The organism is Rhodococcus sp. 05-2256-B1 (assembly GCF_002258465.1).
GTDB classification, from domain to species: Bacteria; Actinomycetota; Actinomycetes; order Mycobacteriales; family Mycobacteriaceae; genus Rhodococcoides; species Rhodococcoides fascians.
Genome location: NZ_NOZA01000041.1, coordinates 140,355 through 161,427 on the forward strand (window position 1 = coordinate 140,355; position 21,073 = coordinate 161,427).

The following is a 21,073-nucleotide window of genomic DNA, read 5'->3' on the forward strand; positions in this document are numbered from 1 at the left end:
ACACCTACGGGGTCGGTGCGACAGTCGTCGTCGGAGCTGCGGCCTCGGGGGTGACCGGCGTTTCCGTGGCGGGCGCGGTGACGCATACCGGCGGTGCGCCCTCGACGGGTGGCTCACCCTCGGCCGGAGTCGTGCAGGCCGGTTCTGCAGGCTCGGCAGCGGGAGCCGGTGCCGGTGCGGGTGCCGGCACCTCGGCCGCGGGGGCGGGAGCAGGCGCAACGGGGGCGGCCGGCGCAGCGGGGCTGGTGGTGACCGGTGCCGGCGTCGTTGCCGTCGGAGTTGCCGTTGCCGAGGTGGTGGTCTCGGGTGTGGCGGCGATGGCCTGGATTGCTGCGCGGCCTGCCTTCTCCTGTACTTCCTTGGTCTTCACCGGCTCGCCCCGGTTGGCCTGCTCGGCCAGCTGGGTCAGCCAGGCTGCGGCGTACTGGACCGAGGTCAGTGGCTTGCCGTTGGCGGCGTCGGCGTCGCGCCAGTAGTCGAAGTGGTGTCCCGAGCCGGGCCCGAGGGTCAGGCCGTAGGGATCGTTCATGATGACCGGGATCGTGTTCTGGTTGGACGAGATGAACCCGGTGATCTCCTTGAAGATCTTCTGCGGCAGGTACACCATGTCGACCATCTGGCCGGTCTCGATCGGCTCTTCACCGTCGACCTTGGCCGAGACGGGGGTCGTTGCGGTGCCGGGCTTGTAGTTGGGCTCGGACACCTTGATCAGTACGTCGAGGAAGGTCTCGTCGCTCTGCATCCAATTGGGCTGCGACGCAATGTCGTTGAAGGCGTTGACTGCGATGCGTCCCAGTGCCAGAGCCAGGTCGGCTCCGGTGGCCGGGGTGAGGTTCTCGTTCTGCAGCGCATCGGCGTTGACCTGTCGACCGACGTTGGCGGCCAGGTGAATCAGCGACGTGTTGGCGGGCAGTGCGCAGGTCAGGTCACCGTCGGAGCAGAAGGACGCGACGCGTCCGTCGAGTGCGCCGAAGCCGCCCGACGTTCCCGGCAATGCACCCTGTCCGGGGATGGCGTTGTTGCCGTTCTGGTACTTGGTGTCGAAACCGTCCGGGTTGCTGAACGGGTTCTCGGCACCGGGGAACGGTCCCTCGCCTGCGACGCGTCCCGCGTCGGCGAAGATGACGACGCCGACGACCTGCGAGGGGTCGATGATGCCGTACTTGCCGTCCTCGGGAACGGCCTGGTTGCCGATCTCCATGGCGGTGCGGCGAGCAACGTCTGCGCCTTCGCTGTAGCCGACGATGGCGAAGCGAGTCTGGGGGCAGGACGCGGAGATTTCCTTCATGATGGTCTGCGAGTTGGTGACGCCCGTCTGCACGGCGTTCTCGTAGCTCGCGAGGTCGGCCGGGTACTCGACGTAGACCGCGGCGTAGGAGTCGGGAACCACGTTGCCGTTGTTCGGAGCTCGCACGGCCTGGTCGATCCAGTCGCTCGAGTAGTCACCGGACATCGCTGCGGGGAGGCGGGTGCCGTCGGGCTTGGTCAGCCACTTGACGCCCTCGCGTGGGGTGTCTCCGCGTCCGCCGATGGCGATGCTCACCATGTCGTAGCAGGTCGATGTCGAGACCAGCTCGACGGAGGCCTCGACACTCGTTTCCGACGCAGACCAGGGTGCTGCTACCAGCACTCCGGCACCGAGTGCGCCGATCGCAAACGCGCTGAGCGCGATGCGCACACGCTTCGACTTGCCACCATTCATGTTTTCGATCCCCATCATCCACGCCCGAACCGATCCCGACTGCAATTGCCAGTGGGTTACCCGGCATTTCGTCGCTCGGATGGTTCGCGTTACAAAACGCTTCGTTTACCGTCGTGGACATGACTTTTCACGCCCGAATGACACCGATGGAATTAGCTCTGACCGATGGATCGACCTGCCTCGTGCGTGAGGCGGTGGCGTCGGACCTCGAGTCGATCGTGGCGCTGCTGGCGGACGACCAGTTGGGCGCGACGCGCGAATCCGTCCAGAACATGGACGGATATCGCACCGCTTTCGAGGACATTTCCTCTGATCCACGGAACGTGCTGGTCGTCGTCGTGCACGGTGACGAGGTGGTGGGAACTCTGCAGTCGACGGTCATTCCGGGACTGGCGCGAGGTGGTGCGTTGCGCGCTCAGATCGAAGCCGTACGGGTGGCCGCTACCTGGCGCAGCCGCGGGCTCGGTGGCGCGTTGATCGAGTGGGCGATCGAGGAGGCCACGCGGCGAGGGTGCGCTCTGGTGCAGCTGACGTCCGACTCGCGTCGAGTGGATGCCCACCGGTTCTACACCCGTCTGGGCTTCACTGCCTCACACGTCGGCTTCAAGAAGGCGATCGGCACTACCCACTAGATACCCTGGGGGGGTAGGGTAGGGATGTGAACTCCACACGACAGGAACTCGGCACCCCGACCAAGCTCGTCGGATTCGTCGTCGGCATAGCCCTCGTCTTCTTTCTCGCCCTGTTCGTCGGCCACGCGATCGGACCCGACGGGTCGCCCAGCGAACCGACGCATTCCGACCACGAGTCGCACGTCGGAACATCTGCGCTTCATCCGGACTTCCAGCATCAGGGTGTCGTCCGCACGGCCACATTCGTCATCGAGGCAGAAGGGAATCAGGGATGAGTACGGAAACCGAACTGATTCTGGGCGGCATGACCTGTGCGTCGTGCGCCAACCGCATCGAGCGCAAGCTCAACAAGCTCGACGGGGTATCGGCGACGGTCAACTACGCCACCGAGAAGGCGCGCGTCACCAGTGACGGTGTTGCTACCGAAGACCTGATCGCCGCCGTCGAAGCTGCCGGGTACACCGCCACGCTGCCCGCCGCCGAGCCACAGGACGATCTCCCTACCGATCCGCTGAAACAGCGGTTGGTCGTCTCGGCAGTGCTCAGCATTCCGGTCATCGCGATGGCCATGATTCCGGCTCTCCAGTTCACCAACTGGCAGTGGCTGTCGTTGACTCTCGCCGCGCCGGTCGTCGTCTGGGGAGCGCTGCCGTTCCACCGGGCCGCGTGGACCAACCTGAAGCACGGGACGTCGACGATGGACACCCTCGTGAGCATGGGAACCCTTGCTGCACTGGGCTGGTCGCTGTATGCGCTGTTCTTCGGTACAGCCGGCGAGCCCGGTATGACGCATCCGTTCGAGTTCACGATCGCGCGGATGGACGGGGCGAGCAATATCTATCTCGAGGCGGCTGCGGGCGTCACCACCTTCATCCTGGCCGGCCGGTGGTTCGAGAGCAGGTCCAAGAGGCAGGCCGGTGCGGCGTTGCGCGCACTGATGGACCTCGGTGCCAAGACCGTCGCTGTGCTGAAAGGCGATGAGGAACAGCAGATTCCGATCGATCAGCTCGCCGTCGGCGATCTGTTCGTCGTTCGTCCGGGTGAGAAGATCGCCACGGACGGAACCGTCGAGAGTGGATCCTCGGCCGTCGATCGGTCGATGCTGACGGGCGAGTCGGTGCCGGTGGAGGTCGGGGCCGGCGACGCGGTGACCGGAGCCACGGTGAACGTCGGTGGTCGAATCACCGTGCGCGCCAGCAGAGTCGGTGCAGACACCCAGCTCGCGCAGATGGCGAAGGTGGTGGAAGATGCGCAGACCGGCAAGGCTCAGGCCCAGCGTCTGGCCGATCGTATCTCGGGAATCTTCGTGCCGATCGTCATCGCCATCTCGGTGGCAACGCTCGGATTCTGGCTCGGCACCGGAAATTCGGTGGCCGCTGCCTTCACGGCGGCGGTCGCCGTCCTGATCATCGCGTGCCCTTGCGCACTCGGGCTCGCCACCCCCACAGCACTGATGGTCGGCACCGGACGGGCGGCGCAGCTGGGGATTCTGATCAAGGGCCCCGAAATGCTCGAATCGACCCGCCGCATCGATACCGTCGTGCTGGACAAGACCGGCACCGTCACCACCGGTGAGATGACACTGCACTCGGTGCACGTGGCCGACGGTGAGGACGAGGACGTGGTCCGTGCCGTGGCGGCAGCGTTGGAATCGGGTTCGGAGCACCCCATCGCGCGGGCCATCGCAGGCGGGGCACTGTCCCAGTCGGTCGAGGAGTTCACCAGCCTCGAGGGTCTCGGTGTCCAGGGCGTCGTCGAGGGTCGCGCCTCGGTCATCGGCCGTCGCAGCCTGCTGGCCGACTGGTCGATGCCCCTGCCACCGGAACTGGCCGATGCCTTCGACGACGCCGAACGCCAGGGACGTACCGCCGTCGCGATCGGGTGGGACGGGAAGGCCCGCGGGGTTCTGGTGGTCTCCGACTCGGTCAAGCCGACGTCGAAGCAGGCCGTCGCAGAACTGCGCGAGCTGGGCCTGACGCCGGTCATGCTCACCGGCGACAACGAGGCCGCCGCCCGAACGATCGCTGCGGAGGTAGGCATCGAGCAGGTCGTTGCCGGAGTGCTGCCGTCGGGCAAGGTCGATGCCGTTCGTGAACTGCAGGCCGCAGGCAGGGTAGTGGCGATGGTCGGCGACGGCATCAACGACGCGGCAGCGCTGGCCACCGCGGACCTGGGCCTCGCGATGGGGACCGGTACAGATGTTGCGATCGAGGCGAGCGATCTGACGTTGGTCCGCGGCGACCTACGGGCCGTCGGCGATGCGATCCGGCTCTCGCGTCGCACGCTGAGCACCATCAAGGGCAACCTGTTCTGGGCGTTCGCCTACAACGTCGCAGCGATTCCGCTCGCGGCCGCGGGCCTGCTCAACCCGATGCTCGCCGGGGCTGCGATGGCGCTGTCCTCGGTGTTCGTGGTGAGCAACAGCCTGCGGTTGCGCCGCTTCCGCGCCGCGATGTGACTCGTTGGTAGCAGCGAGCGGCCCGCTAGTACAGGATGGAGACATGTCCGACGCACACGATGTCCCCATCCGCGACGAATCGATCCGGCTGGGCCAATTCCTCAAGCTCGCCAACCTGATCGAATCCGGTGCCGAAGCCAAGGGCATCATCGCCGACGGCCTGGTCAGCGTCAACGGGGACGTGGACATCCGCCGCGGACGGCAGTTGCAGCACGGAGATGTCGTGTCGGTCCAGGGTGGGCCAGCTGCCCGCGTGAGCAAGGAAGAGGCACTGTGAAGGTCGGTAAGCGCGGTCTGCCGCGAAACGAAGTTCCCGGCGCATTCGACGTCGGTGCCAAAGCGTACGACCGACTCGTCGGAGCGAACCCCGGCTACCACGAGCACCTCGTCAAGTCTGCGCAACGCCTCCGCATTCCCGATCTCGGAAGCGGACTGCGCCTGCTCGATATCGGTTGCGGTACGGGTGCGTCCACCGCAGCGCTGCTCGAAGCGGCACCGCACGCCGAAATCGTCGCCGCCGACGCGTCCGCCGAGATGCTCGAGGTCGCCCGGAGCAAGGACTGGCCGTCGAACGTCACGTTCGTGCATTCGCGGGTGGAGGATCTGGCCGTGAACGGGGTGGACGGACCGTTCGACGCCATCCTGGCCGCATATCTGATCAGGAACGTCGACGACCCCGACACCGAACTCAAATCGCTACTGGCGCTGCTGCGTCCGGGTTCGACGATCGCGTTCCACGAGTATTCGGTGCACGATTCACTGCGTGCTCGCATCTCCTGGAACGTCGTGAGCTGGGGCATCATCATCCCGCTCGGCTGGCTCGCGACGCGAGACGCCACGTTGTACCGGCACCTGTGGCGGAGCGTTGTGACGTTCGACGGCGCATCGGCGTTCGTGCGACGGATGCAGCGTGCGGGCTACAGCGGTGTCGCCCGAGAAACGATGACCGGATGGCAGAACGGTGTGGTGCACACGTTCCTGGGCTCTCGACCCGCGAAGGAAGAGCGTTGACCGATTCCAAGAAGGTCACCCATGCTGCGGTGCAAGGATATTCGGACGCAGGCCAGCTGGCCGACGTCCCGCATGTGGTGGTGGTGGGCGGCGGTATCGCGGGACTGAGCGCCGCGACCGCGCTGGCCGAACGCGGCGTCAAGGTTCATCTGGTCGAACGCGAAAGCTACCTCGGCGGCCGCGTCGGCGGATGGGACACGACGCTGGAGGACGGCTCGCCCGCGACGATGAGCCGCGGCTTCCACGCCTTCTTCCGGCAGTACTACAACCTGCGAAACCTGCTGCGCCGCACAGACCCCGACCTGGCGCGTCTACGCCCGGTCGACGACTACCCGCTGATCGACGGCGACGGACGTATCGACGGATTCAAGGGGCTGCCCGAGACGCCACCGCTCAATGCGTTCGCGTTCGTCAAGCGCAGTCCGACGTTCCGGTGGAAGGACCTCACCGACCTCAACGGAATCGCCGCCCTGCCACTGATGACGGTGAGCGTGCCGAAGACCTTCGACGAACTCGACACCACTCCCGCAGCGGAGTTCCTGCGCAACATCAACTTTCCCGAAGCGGCACGCCATCTGGCGTTCGGGGTGTTCTCACGCAGCTTCTTCGCCGACCCGGAGGAGATGTCGGCTGCCGAACTGGCGATGATGTTCCACATCTACTTCCTCGGCTCCTCCGAGGGTCTGATCTTCGACGTCCCCCGCGATCCCTACCCACAGGCACTGTGGAACCCGTTGGGGGAGTATCTCAGTGGTCTCGGTGTCGACATCAGAACGTCTACTCCGTGTGGCGAGATCACCCGCGGTGGCCTGCGCAAGTTCCGCGTCGACGCCGGCGGAATCATCGACGCTGACGCGGTGGTCCTCGCTACCGACATCGCCGGATTGCAGCGGGTGCTCGAGAAATCCCCCGAGCTCGGGACGCCGGCGTGGCGCAAGCAGATCGGCGCGCTGCAGAACACCCCGCCTTTCATGGTCCACCGCGTGTGGCTGAGCAAGGCGGTGAATGCCGATCGTCCCGCGTTCATCGGCACCGGCGGCATGCCTCCGATCGACAACATCAGTGTGCTCGAGCGGTTCGAGGACGAGGCCGCGGAGTGGGCAGCGAGGACCGGAGGTTCGGTCGTCGAACTGCATGCCTACGCTGCCGAGGAATCCGAGGAGGTCACCCGCGCGCAGCTGATGGCTCGCATGCACGAGATCTACCCGGAAACCGCTGCGGCAGAGGTGATCGCGGAACGATCCGAATGGCGAGACGACTGCCCGATGTTCGGCCTCGGAGCATTCGCCGAGCGGCCCACCGTGCGTACCCCCGAGCCCTCGCTGGTACTCGCGGGTGACGGCATTCGGATCGATCTGCCCGTTGCTCTCATGGAACGTGCCGCCACCACCGGACTGCAGGCAGCGAACACCCTGTTGGCGGGCTGGGGCGTCACCGGCCACGACATCGAAACCGTGCCCACGAGTGGACGATTCAAGATGTTCGATGCTTTGGAGCGGCTTCGCCGCAGGTGAGTGGTACTTCGTAGCAGGGGTCGAACTTCCACTCACGACAGGAGGTTGCATGCGTCTCGAGGTCGACGATCTGTCGCGGCCGGAGGTCGGTGCGTTGCTCGTCGAGCACCTTGCGGACATGCACGCGACGTCACCGGCAGAGAGTGTTCACGCACTGGATCTGTCGGGTCTGCGCGGGCCGGATATGCGGGTGTGGACGGCGTGGGAGGCCGGGGCACTGCTCGGCATTGCCGCGCTGAAGACACTCACTCCTGAACACGGAGAACTGAAATCGATGCGCACCTCGAATTTCGCGCGAGGCCGCGGGGTGGCGTCCGGACTGCTCGACCACGTACTGACGGAGGCGCGACGACTGGGGTTCGAGCGCGTCAGCCTCGAGACGGGCACCCAGGACTACTTCGCCGCAGCTCGACGCCTCTACGAGCGACACGGATTCGTCGCAGTGCCCCCGTTCGGCGACTACGTCGTGGACCCGTCGAGCACGTTCTACTCGTTGGTCCTGTGATGTCTGGCCTCGGGACCAGTTACTCGGTGCGGCAATGACGCAGGCCGGCACCGAATGTCGGTGCCGGCCTTGCGGTCGTTCGGATCACGCAGCGACGGGCTCTCGCGGTACGTGCGGGTAGAGGTCGTCGTCGACCGGTTCTGCGCGCTGCTGATCCAGTAGATCGGCCGTGGCGCATTCACGGATCTCGGTCCCGACCCCGAGAACCGTGCGCCACCATTGGTCACGATCGGGAGATTCCGGCCAGACCACGGTATCCGTTTCCATATGCATCACCCTCCCTGAGTAGTTCGACAGTGCTCGATGTGCTTGTGCGCGTGACGGATCAGGTCGATTGGTGTTCGATGGATCTCTGCTCGCCGGTCAGCTCTGCACGAGCGATGTCTACCTTGCGCGGCTTCGCTCGCTCGGCAAGCGGAATTGTGATCGACAGGACGCCGTTGTCGTAGGACGCCGAGATTCGCTCGGAGTCGACGCCGTCACCCAGTGAGATCTGTCGACGGAACGTTCCGGCGAACCGTTCCGATGAAATCCACTGCACGCCGGAGCTTTCCGGCACGGTTCGTTGCGCGGTGAGCGTCAATGTGCCGCGATCGACGTCGACGTCGATGGATCCCGGGTCGACGCCGGGAAGGTCGGCACTGAGTACGTAGTGATCGTCGACCTTGTACAGATCCATGGGCATGAATCGCGGTGCGCGGTCCGAACCGGTAGACGCACCCAACAATGCCGAGGTGAGCGAATCGACGTCACGGAACGGATCGAAACGAAGCACAGCAACCACCTCCTGTACCCAGATGCGCTCGCCCCTGTGGCGAGGCGCTCCTCAACTGTGCAACACAAAAATTAGCACTCGAATGCAGCGAGTGCCAAGACCTTTACGGCACATTTTCGGAAATTTTTTCGACCCAATAGTGCTGCGGCGCAGCAGGAGTGGTGCAGAGCTCTTGTGTATATCGATCAGTCGAGATACTGTGCCATATGGCTCAGTATTCCGAGGTCCTCGACGACGTGTTTCAGGCGTTGGCCGATCCCACGCGACGCGCAGTACTGGGCCGGCTGGGGTCCGGGCCTGCCACCGTGGGGGAACTGGCCGAACCATTCGACATGACTCTGCCGTCGTTCATGAAACATATTCATGTACTCGAGCGCAGCGGATGGATTCGCACCCACAAGACCGGACGTGTACGCGCATGCACGATCGAGCGAACCAACCTGGATGCGGCCTCCACGTGGCTGGAACAGCAACGGTCCGTGTGGGAATCCAGAACCGACCGTCTCGAACAGTTCGTCACCCGATCCTCGAAAGAGAGTGAGCAGCAATGACTTCCTTCGATCCCGAACTCGACCTGAGTATCTCCCGCATCATCGCGGTTCCGCGCGAGACGGTGTGGGATGCGTGGGCCGACCCGTCGAAGTTCGAGAAATGGTGGATTCCCGCACCTACTCTGTGCCGAGTGGATGCGTGGGACTTGCAGCCCGGAGGCGCATTCCGAACGCTGATGAGTGAACCCGGAGGAGACTTCGAACCGCACATCGACGGATGCTTCCTCGCCGTCGACCATCAGGAACGCATCGTGTTCACCAACTCCCTCGTCGAAGGTTGGCGACCTGCCCCACAACTGTTCATGACCGCGGTGATCACGTTCGCCGACCATCCCGACGGGACGGAGTACCGGGCGCACGTGATGCACCGCAACGTAGAAGACCGAAAGATGCACGAGGAGTTGGGTTTCGAAGACGGATGGGGAACCGTCATCGGCCAACTCGCCGCGCTCGTCGAAAGTTAGATCACGCGCGACCCGTCGAGCGCAGTTCGTAACGACGTTCGGCGTAATCGAGGTCGTCCTTCCACAGACGTGCGGCGGTGAAATTCATCGCCGGACGCAGCAATCCCGAGACCTTGCGCGCCATCTGGAAGCCGGGTCGATCCGAGCTCGCGATCGTCGCCTCGATGACCGCCGTCCGCGGGGTGCCGTCGGGCGCAGGAGCCAGGGGAGTCGCGTGAGTCTCGACAACGCTTCCCGCCCCCTCACCGTCGAGGATGCGCATGACGATGGTGCGTGGGCCGGGGCAGACGAATTCGGCTCGAACGGGAACACCGATGCCGCGACTGACGCGGAACGTGACATCGACCAGGAAGCGATCGTCCTCCTCGGGCACATCGATGTCGGTGGGCGCGCTGACCACTTTCAGCCTCGCGAACGAGTACGGATGGAACCATGCGCCGTGCCACGGATCGAGGCGATTGGCGATGATGTCGTCCGGTTCGCACTTCCCGATCAACGTGACGACACCAGGAATGGACGTCGACGCAGGGGGCCTGATCGGTACCACCGGCACCGGCGTCGGCTCCTCGCCGCCCAGCTCGTCGAGCCGGACCCACACCAGAACACCGTCGTCGAACGCAGGAACCGGCCGCCAGCCAGCCTTACCCTTCGGACCCAACGCCAGCCCATGCCACCGGCACACCAACGCGTCGCACTCGATCTTCGCGGTATCGAGCGCCGCCCCGAGATGCGGACACGCACCCGGACCGATATGCACCTTGCCCGCCGAATCCCGCCACGCAACCAACTCGGTGGTACCGACATAGCGACCGAACGGCTTGTCGGCCTTCACGTCACGACTCGCAGCGAAAACGAACCAATTACCCGACGTCCGAGTCTTCGCACGCTTCAACGCCGACTCGATGACCTGGGGATTCGCACCCTTCCACGTCGGCTCCTGCTTGGCCCACGACTCCGACGGAAGCGGCTGAAGTGGCATCGTCTTCGGCCAGCGTCGTCGTACTGCATCCAGCGCGGTCATTGCTGCTCCCCACATCGAGACATTGTGTTCATTCTCCATTGTCCCCGCCCGGGGGTACTCAATGTGACGTCGAGTGGACTTTTCGGGGGTCAATGTCACATCTAGTGGACCCGGGGTGCCGGTGAACGGGGAGCGGTGCGCGAGGCAGGTGGGTCCAGTTGGGGCCGGCGGTCCGAGCTGCGCCGGCCAACTGATGTCAGCGCCCACAATTCGGCTCGAAAGGCGGGATCCCGTGGATGCAGAGAAATAGTGGGCGCTCAGGTCGGTAAGCGAGGTGGCCCGGGTGGCAACGGGCTTGTTGCCGAGTCGGTAGTCCGCGAAGGGGCGATGGCTGTCACCCGTGTTCCCCATCCGATGCACTCAATGTGACATTTGGTGGACTTTTCGGGGGTTAATGTCACATCTAGTGGACTTGGGGTGCCGCGGTTCGGTCAGGCGACACCGATCCAGCGGAGGGCAGCGGTGGTCGCGGCAGCGGCGATCACGATGACGACGAAGGGTGCTTTGCGCCAAGCGAGGATTCCGGCCACGGTCACGCCGATGGGGGCCGCGAAGCCCGCGAAGTCCTTGCCCACGAGCAGGGTGGAGGTGGCGATGAGGGCTACGAACACGACGGCGACCGAGGTGGACATGACGCGGTCGATGCGGGGCGAGATGGTCATGCGCGAGCGCAGGGCCGGGCCGATGAGGCGGAGCGCGAAAGTGCCGACGACCATGGCGATCAGCGGAATCGTGAGGCTCATGCGGATTCCTCGCGTGCGGCGGGCTTGGCGGACAGCAGTGCGGGCACCACGGCGATCAGCGAGAGGAGCACCGGCAGTCCGCTCGGTAGGAACATCGACGCTGCCAGGGCGATCCCTGCGCCGACGAGTGCGGCATTGCGCGTGCCCCGATCTCGGAGCGCAGGCATGATCAGTCCGAGCAGGATTGCCGGAAATGCGGCGTCGAGTCCGAGTGCGGCGGTATCGGTGATTGCGCCACCACCGAGAGTGCCGATCACCACCCCGATGTTCCAGGTGACGAACAGTCCGATTCCGCACAGCCAGAACGCTGTTCGACGCCGTCCTTCGTCTTCTTCGGCGACGCTGAATGCGACCGCTTCGTCGGTGATCAGGTGGGTGCCGAGCAGTCGCTTCCATGGCGAGACGTTCTCGAAAACGGATCCTATGGAGAATCCGAGCGGTACGAGCCGAGTGTTTGCGAGCAACGCGCTCGCCACGGCGGCGACGGGGTTGCCGCCGACGGCCAGGATGCCGACGAAGATGAATTGGGAGGAGCCCGCGAAGACCACCAGGGACATCACCACTGGTAGCCACAGTGGCAGGTCGGCGGCTACGGCGATGGCACCGAACGAGGCCCCGACCAAGGCGTCGGCCAGACAGACCAACGCGATGTCGCGGATGTTGACCCCCTGCAGGGTTCGCCATGTCGAACGCATGGTCGTTATAGTGGACGATGTTAAGCTGTTCGTCAAATCAAACGAACGTACCGATGGAGTGAACGAATGGCGGACGCCGGACCACCGATCGCGGCCATCGCTGCCGCTCTGCAGCAGGAACGACGACGCGTCGGCCTCTCGCTGGCCGAGGTGGCGCGTCGTGCGGGTATCGCCAAATCGACTCTGTCGCAACTGGAATCAGGTACGGGGAATCCAAGTCTGGAAACTCTGTGGGCGCTCAGCGTCACCCTGGATGTGCCGTTCTCCAGACTGGTCGAGCCCGCGAAGCAGTCGGTCCGGCTGATCCGTGCGGGGGAGGGGCCGAGATTCGCGTCGGACCGGGCGGACTACTCGGCGACGCTGCTGGCGTCGTCTCCGCCGAACGCGCGACGAGACATCTATCTGGTCAGTGCGGACGTGGGCGAGCCCAGGCGCTCGGACCCTCATTCCCCCGGCGTGGTCGAGCACGTGGTGCTCAGCGCCGGACGAGCGCTGGTGGGGCCGGTGGGCGAGGCAGTCGAACTGTTGCCCGGCGACTATGTCGCCTACCCCGGCGACGCGCTGCATATCTTCGAGGCGCTGGAGCCGAACACCATGGCGGTGATGATCACCGAGCACAGCTGAACGGAACGCAGTTGACGTGCGGGGAATAGTCGGCGGACGTACCCCGTTGGACTCTTTCGACGGCGTTCGCTTGGCAAGCCCCGGGCCTCACCCCATTTGTCGCTACGAGCGACCACTCGCCGAGAGGCGTTTGCAGCGGACGTCGTCCTTACTTTTGTCCGTGTAGCGAAGGGACGAGATTCATGGCAGCCAAGACGTGGTTCATCACCGGCACCTCCAAGGGATTCGGACGCGTGTGGGCTATTGCAGCCCTCGACCGCGGTGATCGAGTCGCAGCCACCGCTCGCAACACGGCGACACTGCACGATCTCGTGGAAAAATACGGCGACGCGATTCTGCCGATCGAGCTGGATGTGAACGACCGCGCTGCCGACTTCGCAGCAGTCGCCCTGGCGCACAAGACCTTCGGATCGCTCGACATCGTCGTCAACAACGCCGGCTACGGCCAGTTCGGGATGATCGAAGAGATCTCCGAGGAGGACGCCCGCGCGCAGATCGAGACCAATGTCTTCGGAGCGCTGTGGGTCACTCAGGCCGCGTTGCCGTTCATGCGTGAGCAGGGCAGCGGCCACATCCTGCAGGTGTCGTCCATCGGCGGAATCTCCGCATTCCCCAATGTCGGTGCGTACCACGCGTCTAAGTGGGCCCTCGAAGGATTCAGTCAGGCCCTGGCGCAGGAGGTCGAGGACTTCGGTATCCATGTGACGCTGATCGAGCCGGGTGGGTTCTCCACCGATTGGGCCGGTCCGTCCGCCAAGAAGTCCACAGACATCGCCGCGTACGACCCGATTCGGGAGAAGGCCGCCGAACTGCGGAGTGCAAGGCAGGCGACTCCTGGCGATCCGGTAGCTACGCGTTCGGCGCTGCTCAAGGTCGTCGACGCCGAAAAGCCGCCACTGCGAGTCTTTTTCGGCGAGGCACCGCTCCAGATCGCGACGAAGGACTACGAATCACGCCTGGCGAACTGGCGTGAATGGCAGCCCGTGGCCGTCGAGGCGCACGGAGGCTGAGTCTCCACCACACGAACCTCTAGGTGTGGCTCCAACCTGGGCGGCCTTGATCCGTCTCAGGAGGCTTGCTTGCAGCTACGCTCCGGACGCGACGAAAACGCGGGGGAGCGGGGATTCACGCCCATCGTCGGGATCCACACCTCGTCGGTGGGGTGTGCCTGTCGGCTGAGGGCGCGGATCGAGTGGTGGCGTTCTCGCAGTTGCGAGCCGGTGTCCCGGCGACTGGACAACGACAACCGCGAGGTCGATGTCCAGCGAATAGTGCTGCAGGCCGTCAATTCTCCGGAGTGAGCGCGACGATGTTCGCAGCAGTTCGTTCATCCGTGTTGGCCGTGTCCTCGAAGTAGCGCCGAAACAACGTACGCATCGAATCGATGACGTCGATGTGCTGCTGCAGTATGACGTCGAGTGACGTGTCTTTGCCCGTCGCAAGGCGCAGAAACTTGTCACGCAACGCTTGGGCGGATGGCAAGTTGCCCCAGTCTTCGACCTCGGTCAGAGCAAGCGAGTCGACCTGCATCTTCTTGAGGTGAGCCAGGTAGGTGACACAGGCTGCATCGCATCTTGCAGCGACGTCGGCTGGAATGGTGAGGGTGCCGGAGTCGGCTCGTTGGTTCATGTCCTGCCACTGTGCGAGGAGGTCAGGCTTCACTTGGCCCACGGTGTGTGTGTCCTTCGATAGACGGAAAATTCAGTTGGGCAGTTCGGAATCGAGTCTGGTCACTACGGCATTGAGCTCTGTGCATGGGTCGTACGGTGAGCTGCCAGTCAATTGGCCTGTAATGAACGTTGCTCTGATCAATTCAGCTCCAGCGGTGAATGCGATGCCGCAGTTGCGGGATGCATCGGCGGCTATCTGCTGGTACTGGGTGGCATCCCGAGTGCCTACTCGGACAGGCTCGAGTCGATCGAAATGGCTCGGATCGTCGATGTAGTCCAAGCTCTGCAGCCCAACAAAAATGCGCAGGAAGTAGGCGTCAGCTGGCGAGCGACTTACCCATCCGCAAATTTTGAATCCGTTTTGATCGCGGCCGAACACCCCCGATTCCTTGGAGTCGACGTTCAATCCCGCCTGCTCGATGGCGTTGTCGGGGATGGTGCATGGATCCCAGGGCGTCGGTGCTGCGACGGCCGTGCTGGTTGTTGCGATGACTTCGGGGACTGCAGTACCGTCTTGGCCCGTCGAACATGCGGTGAGCAGGAGCAGACCTACTGCGATTGCCGCCCATCGACTGTTTCGATGCATGTGCACTGTCCTTTCCCAAGAGCCCATCTACGGGTTGGACGCAACGGAGTCGGCGCTGGTTCCGTTCACCTGCTCCGGACTCGAGAGCTCCGGCTCGTAATCGAGCAACTCACGAGAACTTGAAAACCCGACCGGTCGGTCGAACTAGTGAGTCATCCCGCTGACAGATCCGCGTCGGTTTGGCATTGTGGTGGGATGCAGCGGCGCGTGGGCGAGAGTTGGTCCGCGGGACCGGTCTCAGGGGTAACCCCTGGGTACATATTGAGAATCGAGCACTGCGTCCGAAGCTGGTCTGCACGCTACGCGTGCTTGGCAGCTCCGAGGACGAAAGATTTCGGTCGCCGCGCGCCGCTGCATTCTCTCGCTCGAGACCCGTTGGAGCGACCGACGTGAACGACCGCGAACTGTTTCCGCGCGCCGCCGCAACCCTGGCTCGTTTGGCTGCAGACGCAGAGTGGACGCAATCGGGGCTCGAGGAGGCGTTCTCTCGATTCATGCCGGCCAAGGCCCCGAGGTTGGCCGATCGAATCATCGACCTGTACCCGAGTCCGCCGTTCGGCGAGGCGTCGATATTCGTTCTGCTGCGCGATCTTCCGTTGATTGCGCCGTCGTCGAAGTCGTCACAGCGATCGCCGATACGTGGCCGTGTCGTACCCTGGCGGTTCGAGGTGCCTCGCTACGAGACGACGGGCCAGCTCGCGCAATCACTGGATCTGACCATTTCCGAAATCGAGTGGTTTGCCGACCTGCAGGGGAGGCTGCGTACTGCGCCGTTCCCGTTGCAGCACTATCGATCTGCTCGCCTCGACAAACGTCAGGGCATTCGACTGCTGGAGGTGCCCAAACCGCGCCTGCGCGAGATTCAGCGAAAGATACTGCACCGCATCCTGGATCGAATTCCGCCACATCCCGCCGCGCACGGTTTTCGTAAAGGGCGCAGCCCCCGCACGTTCGCGACGCCCCACGCCGAGCGTGAGGTGGTGGTCTCGGTCGACTTACGTCGTTTCTTTCCGTCCATCGGGTTCGATCGAGTGGTGGCGATCTTCGAGGCCGTCGGCTATCCCAGAAGAGTTGCGGCGAATCTTGCCGCGCTGTGCACAACGGTCACCCCGGCCGGCGAATTGACGGGCATGGACCGCGCGACGGCGGCGAGGCTTCGCACCACCCACTTGCCGCAGGGCGCACCGACGTCGCCCGCCCTGGCCAACCTGGCTGCCCGCCAACTCGATATTCGAGTTGCCGGGCTCGCCCGCACCATGGGTGCCCGCTACACCCGCTACGCCGACGACCTGGCGTTCTCCGGTCCGGCCGAGCTCGACGTCGACAAGTTGCTGTGGGTGGTGTCCCAGATCGCGCACGACGAGGGCTTCACGATTCATCCCGACAAGACCCGAGTGCGGCGCGCGCATCAACGCCAACAGCTCACCGGGCTGGTGGTCAATGCGTGGCCCGCAGTTCCGCGAGAGGAGTACGACAACCTCCGCGCGTTACTGCACAACTGCATCGGTAGCGGTGCAGTTCAACAGAATCGGGACGATCTGACCGACTTCCGTGCCCATGTGTACGGACGTATCGCGCGGATCGGCGAGACCAGCGAGACACGCCGTCGCAAACTGCTCGAGATGGCAGCCCGGGTCGATTGGGAGGGATCCGGGTAGTCGGACTGGGTACACCGACGTTTTACGAAGGAGCCGCTATGAACGACCTGACCTTCACCATCGGGCACGAGGAGCTGGTGATTCGCCAGCGGTGGGAAGTTGTCAGCATCATCAACGACATTCTCGTTGCGGTCTGGTTCATCGCCGGCAGCATCCTCTTCTTTCAGGAGAGCACGACGGTCATCGGTACGTGGCTCTTCCTGCTGGGGAGTATCGAGCTGCTCATCCGTCCCGTGATTCGACTGGCGCGACGGGTGCATCTGACACGGATCGGTCGTGCACGAACCGCGTCCGAGAGCGACGACGACTTCTGACCACATCCCCGAACCCTGTTCGCTTTTGTTGACATTTGTTGTTATCTGGTGAATGTTGAGTGCATGGAATCAAGTCTGGTGATGGTGTGATGCTCGCCCATCAACGTCAGCAGAAGATTCTGGACCGGGTGCTGTCCGAGGGAGCCGTCACGGTGGCCGCGTTGGGCACTGCTCTGTCGGTGTCCGACATGACCATTCGACGTGACGTCAATGAACTGGTCGCCCAGGGCCTGGTCGAGCGAGTGCATGGCGGCATCACCGCGCCGAGTTCCGCGAGCGCGTTCGAGCCGGGTTTTCCGGTCAAGTCCGAGCAGAGCCGTGACGCCAAGGCCGCCATTGCCCGCGCCGCCGCACGATTGATCCGGCCAGGAACGACCATCGGCATCTCCGGAGGTACGACGACACACGCGCTGGCGCGGGAACTGCTTCGTGTACCCGACATCACCGTGGTGACCAACTCCCTGCCCGTCGCCGACGTCCTTCATGCCGGCGGCAGAGCAGACCACACCGTGTTGCTCACCGGAGGCCAACGCACCCCGTCGTACGCACTCGTCGGCCCGTTGGCGGTCGGCGCGTTGCAGACGCTGCACGTCGACATTCTGTTTCTCGGCACGCATGGAGTAGACATCGATGCGGGCCTCACCTGCCCCAATCTGCTGGAGGCACAGACCAATCAGGCCTTCGTCGCCTCGGCCCGACGCGTCGCGGTCCTCGCTGATCACACCAAGTGGGGTGTTCGCGCCCTCGCAACCACCGCTGCGTTGTCGGAGGTGGATGTGATCGTCACCGATGTCGATGTGCCCGAACGTATTCGCGACGCGCTGACCGACATCGTCGATGACGTGGTCGTCGCAACCGGCCCCGCCGAGCCCCGGCGGACCACCCAGGAAGCGAGCAGTCGATGACCACGCAGGACACCACCCATCCCATGCGCAGGACCTCGACCACGCTGGCCGACGGTCGAGAATTGGTCTATTACGACGACACCGAGCCCTACCTTTCCGGTGGTGCCACCCGGGAGCTCGTGGACTCGCGGCCGCTGCCGCCGTCGGTGTCGCTCTCGCAGATGAGGTTCGACGTACTCACCGGTGAGTGGATCGTCATGGCTGCCCAGCGGATGGACCGCACGTTCTTGCCTCCCGCCGACCTGTCCCCGTTGGCCCCCAGCCGTCCGGGCCGGCCGGCGACCGAGATCCCGGCCTCGGATTACGACGTCGTGGTGTTCGAGAACCGTTTCCCGTCGTTGGCGGGAAGTGCTGCACAACAGACTCTTCCGGCAGCGGTCGACGGTGAGCCGCTGTGGCCACTGGCGGCAGGTACCGGTCGGTGCGAGGTCGTCTGTTTCGCCAGTGATCCCGACGCGTCTTTCGTCTCGCTGGAACTGTCGAGGGTTCGAACGATCATCGACGTGTGGGCAGACCGGACCACGGAGCTCTCGGCGATCGACGGAGTGAAACAGGTGTTCTGCTTCGAGAATCGTGGCAAGGAGATCGGTGTCACCTTGACGCACCCGCACGGCCAAATCTACGCCTACCCCTACCTTCCTCCTCGTACCGATGCTTTGATCAGGCAGTCGCGCACGCACTTCGAGAACACCGGTCGAGTTCTGTTGGCCGACGTACTCGCCGCCGAATTGCGCTCGGGTCGACGGATCGTCGTGGATGTCGAGCATTGGGTGGCGTACGTCCCCGCGGCGTCACGGTGGCCGCTCGAGGTGCATCTTGCTCCGCGCCGCGACGTCGCAGATCTTGCCGAACTGAACGACGGGGAGCGCGACGAGCTGGCCGGCGTCTACCGCGCATTGCTGCGGGGCGTCGACGCATTCTTCGAGGGCGTGGACGAGGTGCCGTATATCTCGGCGTGGCACCAGGCCCCCGTCGGATCCGATCGAGAGCTGGGACGACTTCACCTGCAACTGTTCTCGATGATGCGGTCACCGGGCCGGATGAAGTTTCTGGCCGGATCCGAGTCGGCGATGGGCGCATGGATCAACGACACGACTCCCGAGAGAATCGCAGACAGATTGCGCGAGGTGCTGGTGTGAACTGGTTGAGCGTCGTGTCCGAGCAGAGCCTCGCCGACGGTGCTTCGGGGCTGTTCGACACCGCGTACGGCGGGGAGCCGGACGGCGTCTGGTTCGCACCGGGGCGAGTCAACCTGATCGGCGAACACATCGACTACGCAGGAGGTCTGGTGTTGCCGTTCGCGCTGCCCTTCGCCACTGCAGTCGCTGTTCGGCGGCGCGAGGATGCCACGATGCGGGCGGTCTCGACGCACACCGACCAGACGTGGACGGGGCAACTCGGTGACATCGGACCGGGAAGTCCGTCGGGATGGGCCGCGTACGTCGCGGGCGTTGCCTGGGCGCTGCAGGAGCACGGGATAGGCGGAGTCGATGTTGCCGTGCACTCCTCGGTACCGGTGGGCTCGGGCCTGTCGAGTTCGGCGGCCCTCGAGTGCTCGTTCGCCTTGGCCCTGAGCGATCTGTTCGATCTGAACGTCGATCGAAAGGTACTGATCGACGCCAGCATTCGGGCCGAGAACGATGTGGCCGGCGCGTCGACCGGGGGAATGGATCAAGCCATCGCGATGCTTGCCGAACGAGGACACGCCCTGCTTCTGGACTGCCTCGACGGCTCGACCCGGCAGATCCCACTGGACGTCGCGGCGTCGGGTGCTCGCATCATGGTGATCGACACCAACGCTCCGCACCGTCTGGTCGACGGCCAGTACGGTGCCCGCCGGGCCGCCCTCGACCGGGCCTACCTGGAGCTGGGTGTGTCGACGCTGCGCGGACTCGACCCCGAGCGGGCGGTATCGGGGCTCGTCGATCAGGCTCTCGTTCCCCGAGTTCGTCACGTCACCAGCGAGATACGACGAGTCGAGCGGGCAGTAGCGTTGCTGGACGGCGGTGACATCGGTACCGAACTCGGCGACCTGATGACGGCGTCGCACGTCTCGCTTCGAGACGACTACGAGGTCAGTTCCCCCGAGCTGGACAGCGCCGTCGATGCTGCGCTGCGAGCCGGGGCATACGGGGCCCGTATGACGGGTGGGGGGTTCGGGGGTTCGGCCATTGCGTTGGTTCCGATAGCTCGGGTCGATGCAGTCGCTGAGGAAATCTTCACGAGCGCACAGCAATCCGGGCTACCGGAACCGACTTTTCTATCCGCCGAACCATCGGGGCCCGCGCACCGATTTCGGTGAGTCGATTCAGCTCCGTACCTGAGCGGCCGCGAACGAGGCACCCTGCGTCGTCGAGCCGTTCGTGCCGTAGGTCAGGTGAGCGAAGGTGTTGAAGCCGCCGATCTGGCACACCGGGTCGCCGAAGTTGCAGAAGCTGTTGGTGCGTGAACCGTATGTGCTGCTGGCTGTTTCGATCTTCCTGCCGGTGAGCCCGAATGGGTTGCCGAACACCACAACGGCCTCGATGCGGTCGGCGATCGCGGCCGGGATGACGGCACCGGTGAAGCTGCTGGGAGTGCGCAGACCGACTGCGTTGGTCACCACGGTCGCCCCCTGCGAGTAACCGCCGATCACAAATTTCGTCGACGGGCACGATGCCGCAACGGAATTGAGATGAGCCACGAGGTCGCGAGATCCGGGTCCCGCGCTGGCCTGGGTGAAGTCGGCGGCGTAGTTCACGGCGTACGTGCTGACCGAGCGATCCGAGAGTTGCGATTTGACGCTGTTCACAAAAGGAGTACCCGTGATGCCGAGGCCGGGAAGTTCCCCGGTGCCGCGAGCGAACGAGACGTCCACATCCGAACACGGCGCGGCCGAGGCCACTCCGGTGGGAAGCGCCACTGCTGTGGTGGAGATGGCAAGTGCAGCAATGGAATAGGCGATCAGGCGTCTCTTCATGGCGAGTCCTTGTGGGTTCGGGGGAGGAGCATCGAAACGAACCATAACCGCTGCGACGTCGCATTCACAGGGTCGTTCAACATTTGATTACAGACGCCCGGTCGGTTATCGAGGCGGGTCCGGGAGGCCGTATCGGGATGTGTCGGGAATTCACTGCCAGGCCTGGTTTCTCAACGCCTGTTGCGCTACGGTGACCGCTGGGGTGCCGTAGACCTGGCGAATGGCCTGGTCCGAATTTTTCGTGACTATCAGGGAGCGCACTCGATCGATGCGACGACCGGCGAAA

At 64.3% G+C, this 21,073-nt stretch carries 25 protein-coding genes; 16 read left to right on the forward strand and 9 right to left on the reverse strand.

Translation table 11 applies throughout. The features are described from left to right. Positions 1-4: 4 nt before the first annotated feature. The gene (locus CH285_RS26085) at positions 5-1,717 is read right to left on the reverse strand and encodes a cutinase family protein (protein ID WP_094642781.1); all 1,713 of its coding nucleotides are present in this window, start codon (positions 1,715-1,717) and stop codon (positions 5-7) included. A gap of 104 nt (positions 1,718-1,821) precedes the next feature. Here CH285_RS26085 and CH285_RS26090 point away from each other — a divergent pair, with 104 nt between their 5' ends. From CH285_RS26090 to CH285_RS26120, 7 genes are read left to right on the forward strand one after another with little or no spacing between them, the layout of a single operon-like run. Beyond that, positions 1,822-2,334: a GNAT family N-acetyltransferase gene (locus tag CH285_RS26090; RefSeq protein ID WP_230593046.1), complete on the forward strand. Its 513-nt coding sequence runs from the start codon at positions 1,822-1,824 to the stop codon at positions 2,332-2,334. 26 nt (positions 2,335-2,360) lie between these two features. Then, positions 2,361-2,609: a hypothetical protein gene (locus CH285_RS26095; RefSeq protein WP_032371445.1), complete on the forward strand. Its 249-nt coding sequence runs from the start codon at positions 2,361-2,363 to the stop codon at positions 2,607-2,609. Further along, complete coding sequence (locus tag CH285_RS26100) at positions 2,606-4,792, forward strand: heavy metal translocating P-type ATPase (RefSeq protein ID WP_094642782.1); 2,187 nt, start codon at positions 2,606-2,608, stop codon at positions 4,790-4,792. Before CH285_RS26095 ends, CH285_RS26100 begins: the two co-directional genes overlap by 4 nt. Positions 4,793-4,835: 43 nt before the next feature. Then, complete coding sequence (locus CH285_RS26105; RefSeq protein ID WP_027494925.1) at positions 4,836-5,069, forward strand: RNA-binding S4 domain-containing protein; 234 nt, start codon at positions 4,836-4,838, stop codon at positions 5,067-5,069. After that, positions 5,066-5,803, forward strand: a complete 738-nt coding sequence (locus CH285_RS26110; protein ID WP_027494924.1) for a class I SAM-dependent methyltransferase — start codon at positions 5,066-5,068, stop codon at positions 5,801-5,803. Before CH285_RS26105 ends, CH285_RS26110 begins: the two co-directional genes overlap by 4 nt. After that, positions 5,800-7,317, forward strand: a complete 1,518-nt coding sequence (locus CH285_RS26115) for an NAD(P)/FAD-dependent oxidoreductase (protein ID WP_057473181.1) — start codon at positions 5,800-5,802, stop codon at positions 7,315-7,317. The genes CH285_RS26110 and CH285_RS26115 overlap by 4 nt, the downstream gene beginning before the upstream one ends. A 49-nt stretch (positions 7,318-7,366) precedes the next feature. After that, positions 7,367-7,822 (forward strand): GNAT family N-acetyltransferase, encoded by a 456-nt coding sequence (locus CH285_RS26120; protein ID WP_032371448.1) that lies wholly within the window; start codon positions 7,367-7,369, stop codon positions 7,820-7,822. Positions 7,823-7,906: 84 nt separating this feature from the next. Here the strand turns inward: CH285_RS26120 and CH285_RS26125 are convergent, their stop codons facing one another. Continuing rightward, complete coding sequence (locus CH285_RS26125; protein WP_032371449.1) at positions 7,907-8,089, reverse strand: hypothetical protein; 183 nt, start codon at positions 8,087-8,089, stop codon at positions 7,907-7,909. A 58-nt stretch (positions 8,090-8,147) separates the two neighbouring features. After that, entirely contained in the window at positions 8,148-8,597 is a 450-nt protein-coding gene (locus CH285_RS26130) for an Hsp20/alpha crystallin family protein (RefSeq protein ID WP_032371615.1), read from the reverse strand. A gap of 206 nt (positions 8,598-8,803) precedes the next feature. Here CH285_RS26130 and CH285_RS26135 point away from each other — a divergent pair, with 206 nt between their 5' ends. Together CH285_RS26135 and CH285_RS26140 are read left to right on the forward strand one after the other, a co-directional pair. Beyond that, the gene (locus CH285_RS26135; protein ID WP_032371450.1) at positions 8,804-9,148 is read left to right on the forward strand and encodes an ArsR/SmtB family transcription factor; all 345 of its coding nucleotides are present in this window, start codon (positions 8,804-8,806) and stop codon (positions 9,146-9,148) included. After that, entirely contained in the window at positions 9,145-9,612 is a 468-nt protein-coding gene (locus CH285_RS26140) for an SRPBCC family protein (RefSeq protein ID WP_027494917.1), read from the forward strand. Before CH285_RS26135 ends, CH285_RS26140 begins: the two co-directional genes overlap by 4 nt. A gap of 1 nt (position 9,613) precedes the next feature. On the opposite strand, the gene CH285_RS26145 is transcribed toward CH285_RS26140, so the two are convergent. From CH285_RS26145 to CH285_RS26155, 3 genes are all read right to left on the reverse strand, one after another. Further along, positions 9,614-10,633 (reverse strand): DUF5914 domain-containing protein, encoded by a 1,020-nt coding sequence (locus tag CH285_RS26145; protein WP_027494916.1) that lies wholly within the window; start codon positions 10,631-10,633, stop codon positions 9,614-9,616. Positions 10,634-11,064: 431 nt separating this feature from the next. Further along, a complete protein-coding gene (locus CH285_RS26150) occupies positions 11,065-11,376 on the reverse strand; it encodes an AzlD domain-containing protein (protein ID WP_032371451.1) in 312 nt (103 codons plus the stop codon). After that, the gene (locus CH285_RS26155; protein ID WP_032371452.1) at positions 11,373-12,071 is read right to left on the reverse strand and encodes an AzlC family ABC transporter permease; all 699 of its coding nucleotides are present in this window, start codon (positions 12,069-12,071) and stop codon (positions 11,373-11,375) included. Before CH285_RS26155 ends, CH285_RS26150 begins: the two co-directional genes overlap by 4 nt. Positions 12,072-12,137: 66 nt before the next feature. Between CH285_RS26155 and CH285_RS26160 the strand changes: the two genes are divergently transcribed. Together CH285_RS26160 and CH285_RS26165 are read left to right on the forward strand one after the other, a co-directional pair. Then, positions 12,138-12,695, forward strand: coding sequence for a helix-turn-helix domain-containing protein (locus tag CH285_RS26160; RefSeq protein ID WP_032367567.1), 558 nt, complete (start codon positions 12,138-12,140; stop codon positions 12,693-12,695). A gap of 182 nt (positions 12,696-12,877) precedes the next feature. Next, complete coding sequence (locus CH285_RS26165) at positions 12,878-13,705, forward strand: SDR family oxidoreductase (protein WP_032367566.1); 828 nt, start codon at positions 12,878-12,880, stop codon at positions 13,703-13,705. A gap of 274 nt (positions 13,706-13,979) precedes the next feature. On the opposite strand, the gene CH285_RS26170 is transcribed toward CH285_RS26165, so the two are convergent. After that, positions 13,980-14,324: a hypothetical protein gene (locus CH285_RS26170; protein ID WP_080729379.1), complete on the reverse strand. Its 345-nt coding sequence runs from the start codon at positions 14,322-14,324 to the stop codon at positions 13,980-13,982. A 72-nt stretch (positions 14,325-14,396) separates the two neighbouring features. Continuing rightward, positions 14,397-14,951, reverse strand: coding sequence for a DUF3558 family protein (locus tag CH285_RS26175; RefSeq protein ID WP_032371454.1), 555 nt, complete (start codon positions 14,949-14,951; stop codon positions 14,397-14,399). A 389-nt stretch (positions 14,952-15,340) separates the two neighbouring features. Here CH285_RS26175 and CH285_RS26180 point away from each other — a divergent pair, with 389 nt between their 5' ends. The 5 genes from CH285_RS26180 (at position 15,341) to galK (ending at position 20,130) form a co-directional block, all read left to right on the forward strand. Then, positions 15,341-16,609, forward strand: coding sequence for a reverse transcriptase family protein (locus tag CH285_RS26180; protein ID WP_255032389.1), 1,269 nt, complete (start codon positions 15,341-15,343; stop codon positions 16,607-16,609). A gap of 38 nt (positions 16,610-16,647) precedes the next feature. Next, positions 16,648-16,923 (forward strand): YrhK family protein, encoded by a 276-nt coding sequence (locus tag CH285_RS26185; RefSeq protein WP_048319090.1) that lies wholly within the window; start codon positions 16,648-16,650, stop codon positions 16,921-16,923. Between the two features lie 89 nt (positions 16,924-17,012). Further along, positions 17,013-17,828, forward strand: coding sequence for a DeoR/GlpR family DNA-binding transcription regulator (locus CH285_RS26190; RefSeq protein WP_094642785.1), 816 nt, complete (start codon positions 17,013-17,015; stop codon positions 17,826-17,828). 23 nt (positions 17,829-17,851) lie between these two features. Continuing rightward, positions 17,852-18,967: a galactose-1-phosphate uridylyltransferase gene (gene galT, locus CH285_RS26195; protein ID WP_094642824.1), complete on the forward strand. Its 1,116-nt coding sequence runs from the start codon at positions 17,852-17,854 to the stop codon at positions 18,965-18,967. Next, positions 18,907-20,130: a galactokinase gene (gene galK, locus CH285_RS26200; RefSeq protein WP_094642787.1), complete on the forward strand. Its 1,224-nt coding sequence runs from the start codon at positions 18,907-18,909 to the stop codon at positions 20,128-20,130. The genes galT and galK overlap by 61 nt, the downstream gene beginning before the upstream one ends. 6 nt (positions 20,131-20,136) lie before the next feature. On the opposite strand, the gene CH285_RS26205 is transcribed toward galK, so the two are convergent. Beyond that, the gene (locus tag CH285_RS26205; protein ID WP_094642788.1) at positions 20,137-20,787 is read right to left on the reverse strand and encodes a cutinase family protein; all 651 of its coding nucleotides are present in this window, start codon (positions 20,785-20,787) and stop codon (positions 20,137-20,139) included. Positions 20,788-21,073 lie beyond the last annotated feature (286 nt).